Source organism: Sphingobium sp. LSP13-1-1.1 (genome assembly GCF_040676415.1).
Lineage (GTDB): Bacteria > Pseudomonadota > Alphaproteobacteria > Sphingomonadales > Sphingomonadaceae > Sphingobium.
The window spans coordinates 89642-107181 of the sequence record NZ_JBEGHU010000001.1 but is presented as its reverse complement, the minus strand read 5'-3'; the positions used below and the strand labels follow the sequence as shown (position 1 = coordinate 107181).

The window sequence follows — 17540 nt, the reverse complement described above, 5'->3', positions numbered from 1 at the left end:
TTTCAGGCGATTGTCGATGACCGGCCTGCCTGACAAAGCGCCCAAGAATGCGACGACATCCCCGACCATGGCGGAGTGCTGCGGCAATGAGGGGGCATAGCCCGCGCACCTCCGCCCGACGGTCATGGGACACCGCCGCATTCGGAAACGCCCATGCGCCCTTGGACATTCCACGTCTAATATATAATATGGCATGATCGATATCTTTGACGACATGATATATGGACCTGCGCCACCTTCGTTATTTCCTGTGCGTCGCTGAAGAGATGCATTTTGGCCGCGCCGCGCTTCGCCTTGGCATATCCCAGCCGCCGCTCAGCCAGCAAATCCGCGCCCTGGAGGAGGAGCTTGGCGTCCGCCTGTTCGATCGCACCAGCCGCAAGGTGCGCCTGACGGAAGCCGGCCGGCTGTTCGAGCCGGAAGCCCGCAGGACGCTTGCCCAGGCCGACCGCGCCGCACAGATCGCGCGCATGGCGCAGCGTGCGGAGATCGGGCGGCTGGGGCTGGGTTTCACTACGTCCGGACCCTTCGTGCCGCCGATCGCGCGCGCACTCTACCGCTTCCGCAAAGCCCATCCCGACGTCGAACTGATCCTGCGCGAACAGGGCCGGGACGAACAGATAGAGGGGGTCGCCAGCCGTCAGCTCGATCTTGGAATCTTGCGTGATTTCACGGCATTGACGCTGCCTGATGGCTTGCTGTCGCAATGCCTGCTCAAGGAAGAGATGGTGCTGGCGCTGCGCGCGGATCATCCGCTGGCGCTGAGGGCGGACCCTCCCCGGATTGCCGACCTTTTCGATGAACCGCTGGTCCTGTACGGCGCACCCAATGGCACCGGCTTCACGGAACATTTCCGGGCCCTTTGCACGGAGGCTGGCTTCGTCCCCAAAATCTCCCATGAAGCCCGCAGCCTGGCCACTCTGCTGGGCCTGGTTTCGGCGGGGTTCGGGCCTACGGTCATACCCTTGTCAATGGCGCGGCTGCACCTTGACAATGTGGTCAACCGCCCGTTCGACTTGCCGGTCATGAGTTCACTCTGGCTGATCCACGATCGGGAACTGTCGCCCACCGGCCTGGCGTTCCTCGACACCCTGCTCGAAGAATGCCGGTCGACCGGAATCACTTCCAGCGACAGCCGATGCGCCACCCCGCCATGACGGGGTTCATCGCCCAATGCTTCATCAGGGAACGACCGCTGATGAAGCATTGGGCGATGACGCCGCCCCTTCCCATTTCTTTTCCCAGCCTCTATGCACGGCCGTGAAGACCGGTTTCGGTTGGTCTTCATGATCGCGCCGGTGCCCTCGCAAGGGGCTTAATAGGGAATGCGGTGATGAATCCGCAGCTGTCCCTGCAACTGTAAGCGGTGAGCGAGACGCATAGCGATCCTCCGGAACACCGGATGATCAGCCACTGGGCCGGACGCTAAACCATGCGAGGCCTGGGAAGGCCATGCGCCGAGCCGTGACCCGCAAGCCAGGAAACCTGCCTGCGTCTGGTCGCTCTTGCCTTGGTCCAGGGGATGGCCGCGGCACGGTCCTCCGTCTGAGCGACGCTTCTCGCAGCGGGAGCTGCTGTCCGCATGCCGGGCGCAAGAGCGTCCGCCCGGCATGAAGGCGGTTTCCGTCCGGTTTCGCAGACGCCGACGGGATACCGTCCGATGACCATTTCCTCCGATGCGCCAGCATCGATGCAGGCGCCTCCTGGCGGCCTGCGTCGCCGCGCCACCGGCATGTTCGCCGGTCTCATCGCCGCCAATCTGGCCGCCTGGATCGCGGCCTTCACCATCTTCGCGGGCGATCCCGTCATGCTCGGCACGGCGGTGCTTGCCTGGAGCCTGGGCCTGCGCCATGCCGTCGACGCCGATCATATCGCCGCCATCGACAACGTGACCCGCAAGCTGATGCAGGACGGCCAGCGGCCCCTTACGGTCGGCTTCTGGTTCGCCATCGGCCATAGCGGCATCGTGCTGATCGCCGCTGTCCTCATCGCTTTCGCCGCCAATGCTCTCAGCCGCGTCGAAGCCGCAGGAGCCATTGGCGGCACCATTGCGACGCTGGTGTCCGCGACCTTCCTCCTTGCCATTGCGGCGATGAATCTGGTCATCCTCCAATCCGTGCTGAAGACCTTCAATCATGTTCGAAGGGGTGGCGCCTATGTCGATGAAGATATGGACATTCTCCTGAGCAATCGGGGTCTCCTGTCGCGCCTTTTCCGCCCGCTTTTCCGGCTGGTGACGCGAAGCTGGCACATGGCGCCGCTCGGCTTTCTTTTCGGTCTGGGCTTCGATACCGCGACAGAGGTCGCCATTCTGGGGCTTTCCGCCGGCCAGGCCGCCAGCGGCCTTTCCATTGCGACCGTCCTTATCTTTCCCCTGCTCTTTGCGGCGGGGATGGCGTTGATCGACACCACGGACGGCGCGCTGATGATGGGCGCCTATCAGTGGGCGTTCGTGAAACCGATCCGCAAGCTCTACTATAATATCACCATAACGCTGATGTCGGCGCTGGTCGCGCTGCTGATCGGCGGGATCGAGGCGGCGGCGCTGCTCGGCGACAAGCTCGGCCTCAGCGGCGGCATCTGGACCCTCGCCGCCGATTTGGGCGCCCATTTCAACAGCCTCGGTTTCATCATCATCGGCCTGTTCGCCGCCTGCTGGCTGGCGAGTTGGGCCTTCTATCGCTGGAAGGGCTTCGACGAGATCGAACTCATCCCCGCCGCTAGCCGCCAACCGCAAGGAAATCCCGCATGAAAAAGGTATCTGCAACCGTCATCACCGGCTTTCTGGGCGCCGGCAAGACCACGCTGATCCGTCACCTCATCCAGCATGCCGGCGGCCGCCGCCTCGCCCTTATCATCAACGAATTCGGGGATGTGGGCGTCGATGGCGCGCTGGTTCAGGGGTGCGGCGACGCAGCCTGCCCGGATGACGACATCATCGAACTGGCCAATGGCTGCATCTGCTGCACCGTGGCCGACGATTTCCTGCCGACCATGCAAAAACTGCTCGATCGCCCTGTCCCGCCTGATCACATCATCATAGAGACCAGCGGCTTGGCCCTACCCAAGCCGCTGGTGAAGGCGTTCCAATGGCCCGACATCCGGACGCGGGCCACGGTTGACGGGGTCATTGCCCTGATAGATGCCGACGCGCTGGCCGCCGGCCGCTTCGCCCATGACGAAGCGGCGCTCGCGGCTGCCCGCGCCGCCGACCCGACGCTGGATCATGACAGCCCGATCGAGGAACTGTTCGAGGATCAACTCGCCTGTGCCGACCTCGTCCTGCTCAACAAGACCGACTTGGTGGAGCCAGATCGCCTGGCGGTGCTGGAGCAGGAGCTGGCCCGGGAAATCCGACCCGGCGTCCGCATCCTCCGCACCGCCAGAGGAGAGATTGACCCCGCCATCCTGCTCGGTCTCGACGCGGGCGTGGAGGACCAGATCGATGCCCGCCCCTCCCACCATGACGATGAGGAGGATCATGACCATGACGATTTTGACAGCTTCGTCGTGGATCTGGGCGAACTTGCTGGGCCAGAGCCGTTGCTGACGGCGCTCGCGCAGAGCATTGCCGCCCATGACATATTGCGGGTCAAGGGCTTCCTCGCCATTGAGGGGCGCCCGGCACGCCTGGTTCTTCAGGCGGTCGGTCCGCGCATCCAGCATCATTATGACCGGCACTGGCAGGCCGGCGAGCCGCGCCGGTCCCGGCTGGTGGTGATTGGCCAGCGCGGCATGGACCGCGCCGCGATAGCGGCCGGACTGAGCGCCCAGATGGCGACCGCTTGAATGCATCTGCTGACCGCCACGCCCGGCACCGTCTCCAATGGCGACGAAGCCATAGACCTCGGCCAGTCACCGGGGGATATCGTGCTGCTGACCGTGGCGGACAGCGAACTGGCCTGTTTCGCCAGCGCAGCCCATGCGCTCACGCAGGAACTGGGGGAAGGCGCGCCGCGCATCCGGCTCGCCAACCTTCTCCAGCTCAAACATCCCTATTCGGTCGACATGTATGTCGAGAAGGTCGTGGCCCATGCCAAATTCGTCTGCATCATCTTGCTAGGGGGTAAGAGCTATTGGCCATATGGCATTGATGAGATTTCAAATATCGCGCGGGAGAAAGGCATTGCCTTCGCCGCCATCGCGGATGATCGGGAAGATGATCCCGAATTGCGCGCCGCTTCGACCGTCGGCCCGGAAAGCTGCGGTCTGCTGCGCGACTATCTGAGGCAGGGCGGCATAGCCAATGCCATCGCTTTCCTGCGAAAGGCCGCTGATCTTGCCGGCTTCGACGCGGGCGCTGCCGATGCGCCCGTCCCGGTGGCCGATGCGGGCCTTTATCTGCCTGGTCACGATCGCCCGACCCTGGATCAGGTCAAGGCCCGATGGCAGGCCGGTCGGCCCACCGCCCTTTTCCTCTTCTACCGTGCCCTGCTGATCGCCGGTACGCTGGATGCGGTGGACCGCATGATCGCGGGACTGGAGGCCGCCGGCCTTAATGTCCTTCCTGTCCATGTCCGTGCCTTGCGCGAACCATTTGCCAGGGATTTCCTGCGCCATCTGATGGCGGGAACCCCGCCGGACGTCATCCTCAACGCCACCGCCTTTGCCGCCAGCGCGCCGGGAGAGCCGCGCACGCCCTCGATCCTTGAGCAGGCGGACTGCGCCATCCTCCAGACGATCTTCGCCAGCGCGGAGCATGACAATTGGGAGGCCAGCGCGCGGGGATTGGGCCCTCGCGATCTTGCGATGCATATCGCCCTGCCCGAAGTGGACGGTCGTCTCTTCACGCGCGCCGTCGCCTTCAAGGCTGTGGCGCGGTTTGACGAGCTTACGGAATGCAGCATCGTGACACCCCATATTCTGGAAAACCGTGTCAGCTTCGTTGCACAACTTACTGCAAACTGGTCAAAACTCAGAAAGTTACCAGCCAATGAGCGCCGGGTCGCGATGGTTCTGGCCAACTACCCCAACAGCGACGCCCGCATCGGCAACGGCGTCGGGCTGGACACGCCCGCAAGCGCCGCCGCCATTTTGAAGGCTCTGTCGGAGGCGGGCTACCAGACGGGCACTGCTCCCACCGACGGCACCGCACTGATGCACCTCATGACCGGCGCAGTCACCAATACCTCTCCGGATCGCCCCGGCGAGGTCAGCCTGCCGCTCGACGCCTATCAGGTGGCCTTCGCCTCGCTACCCAAAGCGGCGCGTAATGCGGTCCAGGACCGCTGGGGCCCACCCGAAGCCGATCCCTTTTTCCGCGACGGCGCCTTCCACCTGCCGGCGCACCGTTTCGGCAACATCGTCGTCGCCGTCCAGCCTTCGCGCGGCTATCATATCGATCCCAGGAACAGCTATCACGACCCGGCGCTGCCGCCGCCCCATGCCTATCTCGCCTTCCATATCTGGCTGGCCGACGCGTTTGGAGCGCATGCCGTCGTTCATGTCGGCAAGCATGGCAATCTCGAATGGCTGCCGGGGAAGGCCGTCGCCCTGTCGGAAAGCTGTTTCCCGGAAATCTGCGCCGGACCGATTCCGCAAATCTACCCCTTCATCGTCAACGACCCCGGCGAAGGCACCCAGGCGAAGCGCCGCATCGGCGCGTGCATCGTCGACCATCTGACGCCGCCGCTGACGCGCGCCGAAAGCTATGGTCCGCTCAAGGAGCTGGAGGCGCTGGTCGATGAATATTATCTTGCCGCCGGCATGGACCCCCGCCGGCTGGAAACGCTGCGCAAGGACATATTGGCGCTCGCCGCCGCGCAGGGACTGGACAGGGATGCAGGCGCGCGAGGAAGCGGAGACGAGGCCTTAGCAGCAATCGATAACTATCTGTGTGAACTCAAGGAAATGCAGATCCGTGATGGACTGCATGTCTTCACGCAGAGCCCGGAAGGCCGTCTCCGCCGGGATCTCCTCATCGCCCTCGCCCGCTGTCCCAGAGGGATGGAGGAAGGCCAGCAATCGCTGCTGCGCGCGCTGGCCGATGATCTGGCGCTGGATTTCGATCCCCTGGATTGCGTGATGGGCGAGGCATGGACCGGCGCCCGCCCGGTCGCCCTGGAGGCTGTCGCGAAGGCCCCCTGGCGCACCAGGGGCGACACGGTCGAACGGCTGGAACTCTTTGCCATCGACCTGGTGGACCATCTGTCCCGCGAACAGGGGCATGACGGCATTCAGCGGCCGGGCACCCCTGGCCCGCTAAGCGAGGCCGTTCTCAAGGCCATAGAAGCCGATCTCGCGCCCCGCGTCGATGCCTGCGGACGTGCCGAAAAGGCCGCGCTCCTTAACGCCCTCGACGGCAAATTCGTCGCCCCCGGCCCTTCCGGAGCGCCCACCAGGGCCCGGCCCGACGTCCTTCCCACCGGCCGCAATTTCTATTCTGTCGATACCCGGGCCGTGCCCACGGTCGCCGCCTGGAATCTCGGGCAACGCTCCGCCGATCTCATCGTGCAGGACTATCTCCAGCGCGAGGGCGACTATCCCCGCGCCATCGCCCTTTCGGCCTGGGGCACCGCCAATATGCGCACGGGCGGCGACGACATTGCGCAGGCGCTTGCCTTGATGGGTGCGCGTCCCCGCTGGGACTGGGCTTCCGGCCGCGTCATCGGGTTCGAGGTCATGAAGATCGCGGAACTGGGCCGCCCGCGCGTCGACGTCACCTTGCGTGTTTCGGGCTTTTTCCGGGATGCCTTCCCGGAGCAGATCGACCTTGTCGACAGCGCAGCCCGCGCCGTCATGGCGTTGGACGAACCGGAGGAAGACAACCCGGCCGCAGCGCGCCATCAGGCGGAAACCGCGGCCCTGATCGCGGAGGGCATGGCGGAAAAGGTCGCGCTGCGCCGGGCAGGCAGCCGCGTCTTCGGGTCGAAACCCGGCGCTTATGGCGCAGGCCTTCAGGCGATGATCGACGAGAGGATCTGGCATGACAGGTCGGATCTGGCCAATGTCTATCTCGACTGGGGCAGTCATGCCTATGGCGGCGGGGTGGAGGGCGACAGCGAACGCAGCCTCTTCGCCCGGCGCCTGACCGACGTCGACGCCCTGATACAGAACCAGGACAATCGCGAGCACGACCTGCTCGACAGCGATGATTATTATCAGTTCGAAGGCGGCATGGCCGCCGCCGTCGAGCATCTCTCCGGCAGGAAGCCGCTCAGCTATCATAACGACCACAGCCGCCCCGAACGTCCTGTCGTCCGCACGCTGGAGGATGAGATCGGCCGGGTCGTCCGCGCCCGCGTCACCAACCCCAAATGGATCGCCGGGATGATGCGTCACGGCTATAAGGGTGCGTTCGAAATCGCGGCCTCGGTCGACTATCTGTTCGCCTTTGCCGCCACGACCCATGCCGTCAAGGACCATCATTTCGACGCCGTCCATGCCGCCTTCATGGAGGATGAGACGGTCCGCGCCTTCATGGCGCAGGCCAATCCGGCAGCCCTGCGTGAAACCGCCGCCCGCCTCCACGAGGCGCTGGACCGCGCCCTTTGGAAACCCCGGTCGAACAGCGCCGCCATGCTTCTCTCCCAAATCAAGGATGCCTCGCAATGATCGAACGCACGCCCGAACAACATGCCGAAAAGATGAAGAAGAAACAGGCCGCCCATGACAGGATCATGGCCACCAAGACGCAGGAAAAGGGCCTGTTGATCGTCCACACCGGCAAGGGCAAGGGCAAGACGACCGCTGCCCTGGGCATGGTGGTCCGCGCCATTGGCCATGACAGGAAGGTGGGCGTCGTCCAGTTCGTCAAGGGTGCGATGACCACCGGAGAAAAACGGGTGTTCGACGCGTTTCCGGACAATGTCGAGTTCAAGCCGATGGGCGAAGGCTTCACCTGGAATACGCAGGACCGGACCCGGGACATTGCCCTGGCGCGCGAAGCGTGGGATGAGGTGAAACGCATGATCGCCGATCCGGCCTATGACATGGTCCTTGCCGATGAACTCAACATCGTCCTGCGTTATGACTACCTGCCCGTGGAAGAGGTTCTGGAAGCCGTGACCGCCAGAAGCCCGATGAAACATGTGCTCATCACCGGCCGCAACGCGCCCGAAGCGCTGATCGACGCGGCCGATCTCGTCACGGAAATGACGCTTGTCAAACATCCCTTCCGCAGCGGCGTGAAGGCCCAGCCGGGAATCGAATTCTGACACACACCGCCTTCGACATCGCCGCCTTCGAGGATCTGGTCCACCTGCGCCGCGACGTTCGCCATTTTTTGACCGACCCGCTGGACGAAAGCGAGGTGGAAAGGCTCCTCGCCCTTGCGCACAGCGCCCCGTCCGTGGGGCTGTCGCAGCCCTGGCGGTTCGTCCGGATCGAAACGCCGGGGCTGCGCCAGGATCTCGCCGTCCATGTAGATGCCCAGATTGCCCGGGCAGGCAAGATCTATGACGGGGAGGAGGACCGGCTTTACCGCAGCCTCAAATTGCACGGGCTGCGCGAAGCGCCCGTGCTGTTCGCCGTCTATTGCGACGAAGGCACTGAAACAGGGCACAGGCTGGGCGCAATCACCATGCCGGAGGCGCGCCGCTACAGTTGCGTGATGGCCATCCACACATTGTGGCTTGCCGCCCGCACGCGCGGCATTGGGCTGGGCTGGGTGTCGATACTGGATCCTGCGACGGTGGATGCGATGCTTGCCATTCCCGGCAACTGGCGCTGCCTCGGGCTGATATGCCTGGGCTATCCTGTAAGCGAAGAGGCGACGCCGGAACTGGAAAGACGGGGCTGGGAACATCGCACCGACTGGCATTCCGCGATCGTCACGCGCTGACGATTGCCGCTGAACGGCTCTTTCCTTTACCGTCCTCCCCGCCTATGAGGCGTTGCTGGAACGGGTTCCGCCCGCTCCATCGATCGCGTCGGTGCCCCGCGAGGGGCTTAAATGGGAACGCGGTGCGGGAGGATACTCCCTAATCCGCGGCTGTCCCTGCAACTGTAAGCGGCGAGCAAGGCAAGGACGGCCCCCCATCCGGGGTGGCCAGCCACTGGAGCAATCCGGGAAGGCCCGTGCCAAGGCGACGACCCGCAAGCCAGGATACCTGCCGAACGCAAAGGTCGCTCTAGCCATGGTCCAGGGGATGGTCACGGCTCGGTTCTCCGCACGGGCGACGAATGCGGCTGGGGGACATCCTCCGGTCGTCGTTGCGACGTGGGAGGTGAAGTTCGTTGCCAGACGCGCAAAGCGCATCGTCCGCCGCCGTTCGCGGCTGGTGTCCATCGGCATGGCGTCCGATGACGGCAGGCGACGGGTTGCTGGTACGGGTGCGCCCGCGCCTGGGCCGCCTCACCGTGCCGCAGGCCATCGGACTTGCAAAAGCGGCCCGTTCGCACGGCAACGGCCTGATCGACCTTACCAACCGCGCCGCGCTCCAGCTTCGCGGCGTGACGGAGCAAAGCCATGCTCCACTGCTCCGGCAACTCATCGCTCTTGGTCTCGCCGATCCCGATCCCGGCCGTGAGGCTCGCGGCAATGTCCTGCTCACGCCAGATTCCTCGCCAGGGGACGACACGGAAAACATCGCCCTCAGCCTGATCGAGCATCTTGATGAAATGCCCGAACTTCCCCCCAAGATCGGGATCGCTATCGACGCCGGCCCGGCGCCCTGCCTTGCGGCTGTTCCTGCTGACTTCCGCTTCGAACGCAGCGCAACGGGCGTGCTGCTGCTGAGGATGGACGGACGGATGCTCGGTTCCCCGACCAGGGGCGAAAACGCGGCTCGCGACCTGAGCGCCCTTCTCCACTGGTTTCTGGCCACGGGCGGGGCAGCATCTGGCCGCGCAGCCCGGCACAAGGCGCCTCTGCCAACCGTTGCGGATGTCGCGCCCGCGCCGTCCCGCCCACCTTCCCAAGCGCTGGCGGCGGCAGCCGGCTCGTTTCACGGCATTCCCTTCGGCCAGTTCCATGCCGACAGCCTCATCGCGCTGGCGGAAAAAGGGAATGTCTGCGCCGTGCGCATCACCCCCTGGCGCGGCCTGATCCTCGAAGGGGCCAAGGAGGATGCCGACAACGTCTCCATTGACCGGCTGCTCGGGATGGATGCCTGCCCTGGCGCGCCTGCATGCCCGCAGGCAAGCGTTGCGACCCGCAGCCTCGCCTCCCGGCTCGCACCGCTGGTCAATGGCTCCCTGCATGTGTCGGGCTGCGCCAAGGGCTGTGCCCGACAGGCGCCTGCCGACCTTGTTCTCACCGGCAGGCAGGGCCGCTTCGACCTGTCCCGCAACGGCCCCGCCGGATCATCGCCGGAGTTGACCGGCATGACCGCCGACCAAGTCCTCGCCCATTTTGGAAGGCCCTGATGCCCCAAAACTATGAAACCGATGGCGCCGCCATCTACCGGCAGTCCTTTCGCATCATCCGCACCGAGGCTGATCTCGGCCGCTTCTCGCCTGAGGAGGAGCGCATCGCCGTGCGCATGATCCATGCGGCGGGACTGGTCGAACTTGCGTCCCGGATCCGCTTTTCTCCCTCCTTCGCAGAAGCTGCCATCGCCGCTCTTCAGGCCGGCGCCCCGATCCTCTGCGACGCGCGTATGGTGTCCGAAGGGATCACTGCAAAGCGCCTGCCGGCCGCCAATCCGATCCTCTGCACGCTGAACGATCCGCAAGTGCCCGCGCTGGCGGAGCGCATGTCCAACACCCGCTCTGCCGCCGCGCTTAAACTCTGGCGGCCTTATCTGGCAGGCGCGCTTGTTGCGATCGGCAATGCGCCGACGGCTCTGTTCCATCTGCTCGACATGCTGGAGGATCCCGCCTGCCCTCGCCCGGCCGCGATCATCGGCTGTCCCGTCGGCTTCGTAGGAGCGGCGGAATCGAAGGAGGCGCTCTGGCACGCCCAACCCGTCCCCTGCTGCGTCGTGGAGGGCCGCCTTGGCGGCAGCGCCGTCACGGTCGCGGCGGTCAATGCCATTGCGAGCCCCGCGGAATGACCGGCGGGACCATCCACGGCGTTGGCCTGGGACCGGGCGCGCAGGACCTGATGAGCGTCCGTGCCGACCGGCTGATCCGCGACGCCCGACATATCGCCTATTTCCGCAAGCGGGGACGGTCGGGCCATGCCCGCAGCATCGTGGAGGGCATGTTGCGCGCCGATACCATTGAATTCCCGATGGAATATCCGGTGACGACGGAAATCCCGCTGTCCGACCCCCGCTACAATGACCTTCTCTCGGCCTTCTACGCCGATTGCACCGCGCATCTGGAAGGACTCTCCGCGCGCGGAGAGGATGTGGTCGTCCTCTGCGAAGGCGATCCCTTCTTCTATGGCAGCTTCATGCATCTGCACAGCCGGCTGGCCGCGCCGGTGAAGATCGTCCCCGGCATCACCGGCATGTCCGGCGCCTGGACCGCCAGCGGCACGCCGATCAGTTGGGGGGACGATGTCCTGACCGTGTTGATGGCGACGCTGCCCGAAGAGGAACTCGTCCGCCGCATCCGTGACAGCCATGCGCTGGCGGTGATGAAGATCGGCCGCAACCTCCCCAAGCTGCGCCGCGCAATCGAAGCGACCGGCCGGCAGGACAACGCCTGGCTGATCGAATATGCGACGATGGCGGATCAGCGCATCAGGCCGCTGGCGGAGGCGACCGATGTCACCGCCTATTTCTCGATCCTGCTGATCCATGGGCAGGGCCGCCGCCCATGACCGGCTGGATCGTGGCAGCGGGTCTTGGGCCGGGCGCGGATGCGCTCGTCACGCCAGAGGTGACGGAGGCGCTTGCGCAGGCAACCGACGTCATCGGATATATCCCCTATGTCGCCCGCGTGGAGCAAAGACCGGGCCTCATGCTCCACGCATCGGACAATCGCGTCGAACTTGAACGCGCCGCCCTTGCCCTGAGCCTTGCCGCCCAGGGCAGGCGGGTCGCAGTGGTGTCTTCGGGCGATCCGGGCGTGTTCGCCATGGCTTCGGCCCTGTTCGAAGCCATGGAGGCAGGCCCGCAGGACTGGCGCGATCTCGATATCCGCGTGCTCCCCGGCATCACCGCCATGCTCGCCGCCGCGGCGCGCGCGGGCGCTCCGCTTGGCCATGATTTCTGCGCCATCAACCTGTCCGACAATCTGAAGCCCTGGCCGCTGATCGAACGCCGCCTGCGCCTGGCGGCACAGGCCGACTTCGCCATGGCTTTCTACAATCCGCGATCCCGCTCCCGGCCGGAGGGCTTCGGGCGGGCGCTGACGATCCTGCGCGAGGAATGTGGCGAGGATCGGCTTATCCTGTTCGCTCGCGCCGTTTCCACGCCCGAAGAAACTCTGCGCATCGTGCCGCTGAGCGAGGCGACTGCGCAGATGGCGGACATGCGCACCATGGTCATCGTCGGTTCCAGCCGCACCCGGCTGATTACCCGATCAGGGCCGCCGATCCTCTATACGCCGCGCTCCGCCGCATGACCCAGCCATTGCAGCACCGCGGCAACCTCATGCGTCATCAGCGCGGCCGGACAGGCCGGGCGCTCGATCATCACGACCGGCAATGCCAGTTGCCGCGCCGCAATCAGCTTCGCCTGCGCGCCATCGCCACCAGCATTTTTCGAAACCACGCAGTCGATCCCATGGGCGCGCATCAAATGCATTTCGGCCTCCGCGGTGAAGGGGCCCCGGTCGACCACCAGCGCATGTCGGGGCAACTGCGGGACAGCGTCGGGCATGTCTACGAAGCGCAGCAGATAATGATGCTGCGGCTGTGCAGCGAACACATCGACATGCATGCGACCCACCGCCAGCATCACGCGGCGGGCGGCTCCCGCCAGCGCCGCCACCGCGCCGGCCATGTCGGGCACGCGCGTCCACTGGTCCCCCTCAGCCGCAGTCCAGGGTGGACGGGTCAACATGATATGCTCGACCCCCGCCTCCCGCGCCGCGGCAACGGCATGCTCGCTCATCGTCGCGGCGAAAGGATGGGTGGCATCGACCAGATGAGTGACGCTCTCCTCCCGCAAATAGCGCACGAGGCCTGCAATCCCGCCAAAGCCGCCGACACGCACCGGCACCGGCTGCGCCCGTGGCTTCTCCGTGCGCCCTGCGTAGCTCAGCAGCGCGGGCGTCCCCCGCTCGGCAAGAGCTGCCGCGAGCGCGCTGGCTTCGGTGGTCCCGCCCAATATGAGGATGTTGGAAATGCCCGATACTCCTGACGGTCCCTGGCTGACGATCATCGGCTTTGGCGAAGACGGCGCCAGCGGCCTGTCATCCGCCGCCCGCGCCGCGCTGGACAAGGCCGCGTTCATTGCCGGATCGCCGCGCCATCTTGCGCTGCTGCCAGCCCTTAGGGCCGAAACCTTCAGCTGGCCAGCCCCGTTCGCGGAAGGGATTCCGGCGCTGCTCGCCCGCCGGGGAATGCCGACCGTCCTGCTTGCTTCCGGCGATCCCTTCTGGTTCGGCGCAGGGTCCGTCGTGATGCGCCATATGGAAGCCGGCGAGTGGACGGCGCATCCCGCCCCCTCCTCATTCTCGCTTGCCGCCTCCCGGCTGGGCTGGCCGCTTCAGGAGGTGGAATGCCATGGCCTTCATGCCGCGCCGCTGACGCGACTGCGCTCGTGTCTGGTACCGGGACGGCGCGCCATATTGCTGTTGCGCGACGGACGGGCAGTGCCCCAACTCGCCGCCTGGCTGACGGAACAGGGCTTTGGTTCCTCTACCCTGCACGTGCTGGAAGCGCTGGGCGGTCCTCGCGAGCGTATCCGCCAATGCAGCGCCGAAAGGCTGGACATCGCCAACATCGCCCATCCGGTGGCGATCGGCCTGTCCGTGGCGGGCGGCGGCAGGACGCTCCCTCGCTCCAGCGGTATCCCCGACGATTGGTTCGACCATGACGGCCAGATCACCAAGCGTCCCGCCCGCGCCCTGACCCTGTCTGCCCTCGCCCCCCGCCCCGGCGAGATGCTGTGGGACATCGGGGCAGGCTCCGGCTCTGTCGCCATAGAATGGCTGCTTACCCATGGCTCCACGCGAGCCATCGCGTTCGAGGCTGATCCGGAACGCGCCGAGCGCGCACGCGCCAACGCCGTCCGTCTGGGCGCCGACCGTCTGACCATGGTTGCGGGGAAGGTGCCGGATGTGCTGATCGGGCGCGATCCCCCCGACGCCGTCTTCATCGGTGGAGGACTGAGCCAGCCCCTGCTCGAGACCCTGTTCGCGATGCCCGGTGGCCGAACGCGACTTGTCGCCAATGCCGTCACCCTCGAATCCGAAGCGCTGCTCGCCCAATGGCATGCGGAGAAAGGGGGCGACCTGCTTCGCATCGAACTTGCGCAGGCGGTACCATTGGGCACTCGGCGCGGCTGGCGTTCCGCCTATCCGCTGGTGCAATGGAGCGTGTCGCTATGATCGTCGCGGGCTTCGGCTTCCGCCAGAGCGCCTCGCTCGCTTCCTTGCAGTCAGCGCTTGAGGGGGCGACGGGCGCGATGATCGCCGTCGATGCGCTCGCCACCATTGGTCACAAGGCCGGGCAGCTTGCGCCCCTGGCACGCCACCTCGCCCTTCCCCTTATAGCGGTCAGCGTGGAAAGCCTGTCGGATCAGCCCGTGCTTACCCGATCCCCTGCCAGCATGGCCGCCTATGGCGCGGGCAGCGTTGCCGAAGCGGCGGCTCTTGCCGCGCTGAGGCCCAAGGGCCGGCTTCTCGCGCCTCGCGCGCTCTCTTCCGACCGCCTCGCAAGCTGCGCCATCGCCGAAGGTCCTGACGAATGACTGTCCATTTCATCGGCGCCGGTCCCGGAGCGCCCGACCTTATCACCCTGCGCGGCCGCGACCTGATCGCGCGCTGTCCGGTGTGCCTCTATGCCGGATCGCTCGTGCCGGCCGCCCTGCTCGATCACTGCCCCCCGGACGCGCGGATCGTCAACACGGCGCCGCTGACGCTGGACGAGATCATCGCCATCATCACGGAGGCCCATCAAATGGGGCAGGATGTCGCGCGCCTGCATTCCGGCGATCTGTCCATCTGGTCGGCCATGGGTGAGCAGCTTCGCCGGCTGAAGGCGATCGGCATACCGTTCAGCATTACACCGGGCGTCCCCTCCTTCGCTGCCGCCGCCGCCGCCATCGGCGCTGAACTGACGTTGCCCGAAATCGCCCAGTCGCTGGTCCTTACGCGGACACCGGGCCGGGCCAGTTCCATGCCGCGGGGTGAGAGCCTGGCTGCTTTCGCGACAACCGGCGCGACGCTTGCCATTCATCTTTCGGTCCACAATCTCGCGCAGGTGGTGCGCGACCTGACGCCGCATTATGGCGGCGATTGCCCCGTGGCGGTGATATGGCGCGCAAGCTGGCCGGATCAGCGGATCGTTCGCGCAACGCTTGGCACCATCGTGGCGGCCGCTGCGGATGGGCCCGAACGGACCGCCATCATTTTGGTCGGCCCGGTGCTGGACAACGAGGATTTTGCGGAAAGCAGCCTCTATGCGCCTGGTTATGACCGCCGTTTCCGACCGGCCAGCGCCGACTCCATCTTCATCGACAAGCCATGACGCCGGGCCTTCTGATCGCGGCGCCCCGATCCGGATCGGGCAAGACCACCGTCACGCTCGGCCTGTTGCGCGCCTTTTCCCGTATGGGCATCAGAGTTCAGCCGTTCAAATCCGGCCCCGACTATATCGACACGGCCTTCCAGCAGGCCGCCAGCCGCCGTCCTTCGTTCAATCTCGATAGCTGGGCGATGTCCCCATCGCAGATGGCCGCGATCGTGGGCGGCGCGGACGCGGACCTGATGGTGGCCGAAGGCGCGATGGGACTGTTCGATGGCGCCCCCGCCGCAGGGGAAGCTGGCAACGGCGCGAGCGCCGATCTCGCCGCGCTGTTCGGCTGGCCCGTGATTCTCGTCATGGACGTGTCGGGCCAGAGCCAATCCGCCGCCGCCATCGCCAGCGGCTTTCGGGGGCTGCGCCCCAACCTTTCAATGGCCGGCGTCATCCTCAACCATGTCGCCAGCGAACGCCACGAACGCTTGATCCGCGTGGCAATGGAGGAGATCGCGATCCCCATATTCGGCGCGATCCCGCGTTCCGCGTCGCTACGCCTGCCTGAACGTCACCTGGGTCTGGTGCAGGCCGCCGAACAGGCTGATCTGGACGGAGTCATCGACCGCATGGGCGACATCGTCGAGGCCCATGTCGACCTGAATATCGTCCGGCGCGCAGCTCGTTCCGGCGCGCAGCACTATCGCGGATCGGGCCTGTCGATGCCGCCGCCCGGCCAGCGTATCGCCGTCGCGCGTGACGAGGCCTTTTCTTTCACCTATGCGCATGTCCTGTCGGACTGGCGCAATGCTGGCGCGGAAATCCTTCCCTTCTCCCCGCTGGCGGACGAAGCCCCGGCGGCCCATGCCGATGCGGTCTGGCTGCCCGGCGGCTACCCTGAACTGCATGCGGGCCGGATCGCGGGGGCAGGCCGCTTCCTGTCCGGCCTGCGACGCCACGCGTCGGACCGCCCGATCCATGGCGAATGTGGCGGCTATATGGTGCTGGGGCAGGCACTGATCGACGCCGATGGGCAGGCGCACGCCATGGCTGGCCTGCTCGGCCTCGTCACCAGCTTCGCGGAACGGCGCCTCCATCTGGGCTACCGGCGGGCGCGCTTGCTGGCGCCCATGGGGGGCATGCCCGCAGGAACGATGCTGAACGGGCATGAATTCCATTATTCCACCATCGTCGAGCAACCCGACCACCCGCTCGCCCAGGTGACCGACGCCGAGGGGCAGCCGATTTCCTCCACGGGATCGCATCGTGGCCGCGTCACCGGCGGTTTCTTTCACCTTGTCGCTCACTCCTCGAAAGCCGCCCCATGATCAGCATCGACCTTATCGGCATCGGCACGGGCAATCCGGATCACCTCACCCGCGCGGCTGAGAAGGCGATGAACATGGCCGACATGATCCTGCTGCCGCGCAAGGGCGATGCAAAGTCCGACCTTGTCGACCTGCGCCGCGCCATCTGCGCGCAGCTTCTCACGCGGGACGTGAAGATCGTGGAATTCAACATGCCGCGGCGAACCGACAGGAGCGACTATGTCGGCGCCGTCCGCGACTGGCATGACGCCATCGCGGGGCTATGGATGGAACAGATCGCCCTGCATCTTCCCAATGGCGGAAGGCTGGCGCTGCTCGTCTGGGGCGATCCGTCGCTCTATGACAGCAGCCTGCGCATTGCCGCCCGCCTGCCGGGCGCAACAGTGCGCGTCATTCCCGGCATCACCAGCATACAGGCGCTGACGGCTGCCCATGGGATCTGCCTCAACGACCTTGCCCAACCGGTACTGGTCACCACTGGCAGGCGCCTTGGCCAGCAGGGCTGGCCAGCCTGCGCCGACACCCTGGTCGTGATGCTGGATGGCCATTGCGCCTTCCAGACCCTGCTGCCTGAGGATTTCGATATCTGGTGGGGCGCCTATCTGGGACTGCCGCAGGAAAGGCTGATCCACGGACCCCTGGCGATCAAGGGGGACGAAATCATTTCATGCCGCGCCGAACTCCGGCGGCAGCACGGCTGGATCATGGACATCTATCTTCTGCGAAGACGCGGGCCCGGCTGATCGGCCCGG

Annotated in this window: 16 protein-coding genes and 2 riboswitches; of the genes, 15 read left to right on the top strand and 1 reads right to left on the bottom strand. The window is 65.8% G+C overall.

The window, feature by feature from the left end:
- Positions 1-221: 221 nt before the first annotated feature.
- From MRBLSP13_RS00465 to cobJ, 10 genes are all read left to right on the top strand, one after another.
- Positions 222-1157, top strand: coding sequence for a LysR substrate-binding domain-containing protein (locus MRBLSP13_RS00465; protein WP_363752030.1), 936 nt, complete (start codon positions 222-224; stop codon positions 1155-1157).
- A 122-nt stretch (positions 1158-1279) separates the two neighbouring features.
- Positions 1280-1507, top strand: a riboswitch (cobalamin riboswitch).
- 153 nt (positions 1508-1660) lie between these two features.
- Complete coding sequence (locus MRBLSP13_RS00460) at positions 1661-2752, top strand: HoxN/HupN/NixA family nickel/cobalt transporter (RefSeq protein WP_363736000.1); 1092 nt, start codon at positions 1661-1663, stop codon at positions 2750-2752.
- Positions 2749-3789, top strand: coding sequence for a cobalamin biosynthesis protein CobW (gene cobW / locus MRBLSP13_RS00455; RefSeq protein ID WP_363735999.1), 1041 nt, complete (start codon positions 2749-2751; stop codon positions 3787-3789). The genes MRBLSP13_RS00460 and cobW overlap by 4 nt, the downstream gene beginning before the upstream one ends.
- Positions 3790-7554, top strand: a complete 3765-nt coding sequence (gene cobN / locus MRBLSP13_RS00450) for a cobaltochelatase subunit CobN (RefSeq protein WP_363752027.1) — start codon at positions 3790-3792, stop codon at positions 7552-7554.
- Positions 7551-8156, top strand: a complete 606-nt coding sequence (cobO, locus tag MRBLSP13_RS00445) for a cob(I)yrinic acid a,c-diamide adenosyltransferase (RefSeq protein WP_363735997.1) — start codon at positions 7551-7553, stop codon at positions 8154-8156. Before cobN ends, cobO begins: the two co-directional genes overlap by 4 nt.
- On the top strand, positions 8153-8782 hold the full coding sequence (gene bluB / locus MRBLSP13_RS00440; protein WP_414714688.1) for a 5,6-dimethylbenzimidazole synthase: 630 nt from the start codon (positions 8153-8155) through the stop codon (positions 8780-8782). The genes cobO and bluB overlap by 4 nt, the downstream gene beginning before the upstream one ends.
- A gap of 72 nt (positions 8783-8854) precedes the next feature.
- Positions 8855-9073, top strand: a riboswitch (cobalamin riboswitch).
- Between the two features lie 170 nt (positions 9074-9243).
- On the top strand, positions 9244-10308 hold the full coding sequence (locus MRBLSP13_RS00435; protein WP_363752585.1) for a cobalamin biosynthesis protein CobG: 1065 nt from the start codon (positions 9244-9246) through the stop codon (positions 10306-10308).
- The gene (locus MRBLSP13_RS00430) at positions 10308-10937 is read left to right on the top strand and encodes a precorrin-8X methylmutase (protein WP_363752024.1); all 630 of its coding nucleotides are present in this window, start codon (positions 10308-10310) and stop codon (positions 10935-10937) included. The genes MRBLSP13_RS00435 and MRBLSP13_RS00430 overlap by 1 nt, the downstream gene beginning before the upstream one ends.
- Positions 10934-11653, top strand: a complete 720-nt coding sequence (gene cobI, locus MRBLSP13_RS00425) for a precorrin-2 C(20)-methyltransferase (protein WP_363752021.1) — start codon at positions 10934-10936, stop codon at positions 11651-11653. The genes MRBLSP13_RS00430 and cobI overlap by 4 nt, the downstream gene beginning before the upstream one ends.
- A complete protein-coding gene (gene cobJ / locus MRBLSP13_RS00420; RefSeq protein WP_363735993.1) occupies positions 11650-12399 on the top strand; it encodes a precorrin-3B C(17)-methyltransferase in 750 nt (249 codons plus the stop codon). Before cobI ends, cobJ begins: the two co-directional genes overlap by 4 nt.
- Here cobJ and MRBLSP13_RS00415 read toward each other — a convergent pair.
- Positions 12375-13124: a cobalt-precorrin-6A reductase gene (locus tag MRBLSP13_RS00415; protein ID WP_363752582.1), complete on the bottom strand. Its 750-nt coding sequence runs from the start codon at positions 13122-13124 to the stop codon at positions 12375-12377. The genes cobJ and MRBLSP13_RS00415 overlap by 25 nt on opposite strands.
- Between MRBLSP13_RS00415 and cbiE the strand changes: the two genes are divergently transcribed.
- From cbiE to cobF, 5 genes are read left to right on the top strand one after another with little or no spacing between them, the layout of a single operon-like run.
- Positions 13123-14331 (top strand): precorrin-6y C5,15-methyltransferase (decarboxylating) subunit CbiE, encoded by a 1209-nt coding sequence (gene cbiE / locus MRBLSP13_RS00410; RefSeq protein ID WP_363752019.1) that lies wholly within the window; start codon positions 13123-13125, stop codon positions 14329-14331. The two genes, MRBLSP13_RS00415 and cbiE, sit on opposite strands and share 2 nt — an antisense overlap.
- Entirely contained in the window at positions 14328-14693 is a 366-nt protein-coding gene (locus tag MRBLSP13_RS00405; RefSeq protein WP_363752016.1) for a cobalamin biosynthesis protein, read from the top strand. The genes cbiE and MRBLSP13_RS00405 overlap by 4 nt, the downstream gene beginning before the upstream one ends.
- Positions 14690-15472 (top strand): precorrin-4 C(11)-methyltransferase, encoded by a 783-nt coding sequence (gene cobM / locus MRBLSP13_RS00400; protein WP_363752013.1) that lies wholly within the window; start codon positions 14690-14692, stop codon positions 15470-15472. Before MRBLSP13_RS00405 ends, cobM begins: the two co-directional genes overlap by 4 nt.
- Positions 15469-16788: a cobyrinate a,c-diamide synthase gene (locus MRBLSP13_RS00395; RefSeq protein WP_363752010.1), complete on the top strand. Its 1320-nt coding sequence runs from the start codon at positions 15469-15471 to the stop codon at positions 16786-16788. Before cobM ends, MRBLSP13_RS00395 begins: the two co-directional genes overlap by 4 nt.
- Positions 16785-17531 (top strand): precorrin-6A synthase (deacetylating), encoded by a 747-nt coding sequence (gene cobF / locus MRBLSP13_RS00390; RefSeq protein ID WP_363752008.1) that lies wholly within the window; start codon positions 16785-16787, stop codon positions 17529-17531. Before MRBLSP13_RS00395 ends, cobF begins: the two co-directional genes overlap by 4 nt.
- Positions 17532-17540 lie beyond the last annotated feature (9 nt).

Bases quoted from the DNA above. Each gene is read 5' to 3' on its own strand.
- cobI (WP_363752021.1), top strand. From the start codon at position 10,934: ATGACCGGCGGGACCATCCACGGCGTTGGCCTGGGACCGGGCGCGCAG.
- cobF (WP_363752008.1), top strand. From the start codon at position 16,785: ATGATCAGCATCGACCTTATCGGCATCGGCACGGGCAATCCGGATCAC.
- cobJ (WP_363735993.1), top strand. From the start codon at position 11,650: ATGACCGGCTGGATCGTGGCAGCGGGTCTTGGGCCGGGCGCGGATGCG.
- MRBLSP13_RS00395 (WP_363752010.1), top strand. From the start codon at position 15,469: ATGACGCCGGGCCTTCTGATCGCGGCGCCCCGATCCGGATCGGGCAAG.
- cobM (WP_363752013.1), top strand. From the start codon at position 14,690: ATGACTGTCCATTTCATCGGCGCCGGTCCCGGAGCGCCCGACCTTATC.
- cbiE (WP_363752019.1), top strand. From the start codon at position 13,123: ATGCCCGATACTCCTGACGGTCCCTGGCTGACGATCATCGGCTTTGGC.
- cobN (WP_363752027.1), top strand. From the start codon at position 3,790: ATGCATCTGCTGACCGCCACGCCCGGCACCGTCTCCAATGGCGACGAA.
- MRBLSP13_RS00435 (WP_363752585.1), top strand. From the start codon at position 9,244: ATGACGGCAGGCGACGGGTTGCTGGTACGGGTGCGCCCGCGCCTGGGC.
- MRBLSP13_RS00460 (WP_363736000.1), top strand. From the start codon at position 1,661: ATGACCATTTCCTCCGATGCGCCAGCATCGATGCAGGCGCCTCCTGGC.
- MRBLSP13_RS00430 (WP_363752024.1), top strand. From the start codon at position 10,308: ATGCCCCAAAACTATGAAACCGATGGCGCCGCCATCTACCGGCAGTCC.
- MRBLSP13_RS00405 (WP_363752016.1), top strand. From the start codon at position 14,328: ATGATCGTCGCGGGCTTCGGCTTCCGCCAGAGCGCCTCGCTCGCTTCC.
- MRBLSP13_RS00465 (WP_363752030.1), top strand. From the start codon at position 222: ATGGACCTGCGCCACCTTCGTTATTTCCTGTGCGTCGCTGAAGAGATG.
- cobW (WP_363735999.1), top strand. From the start codon at position 2,749: ATGAAAAAGGTATCTGCAACCGTCATCACCGGCTTTCTGGGCGCCGGC.
- cobO (WP_363735997.1), top strand. From the start codon at position 7,551: ATGATCGAACGCACGCCCGAACAACATGCCGAAAAGATGAAGAAGAAA.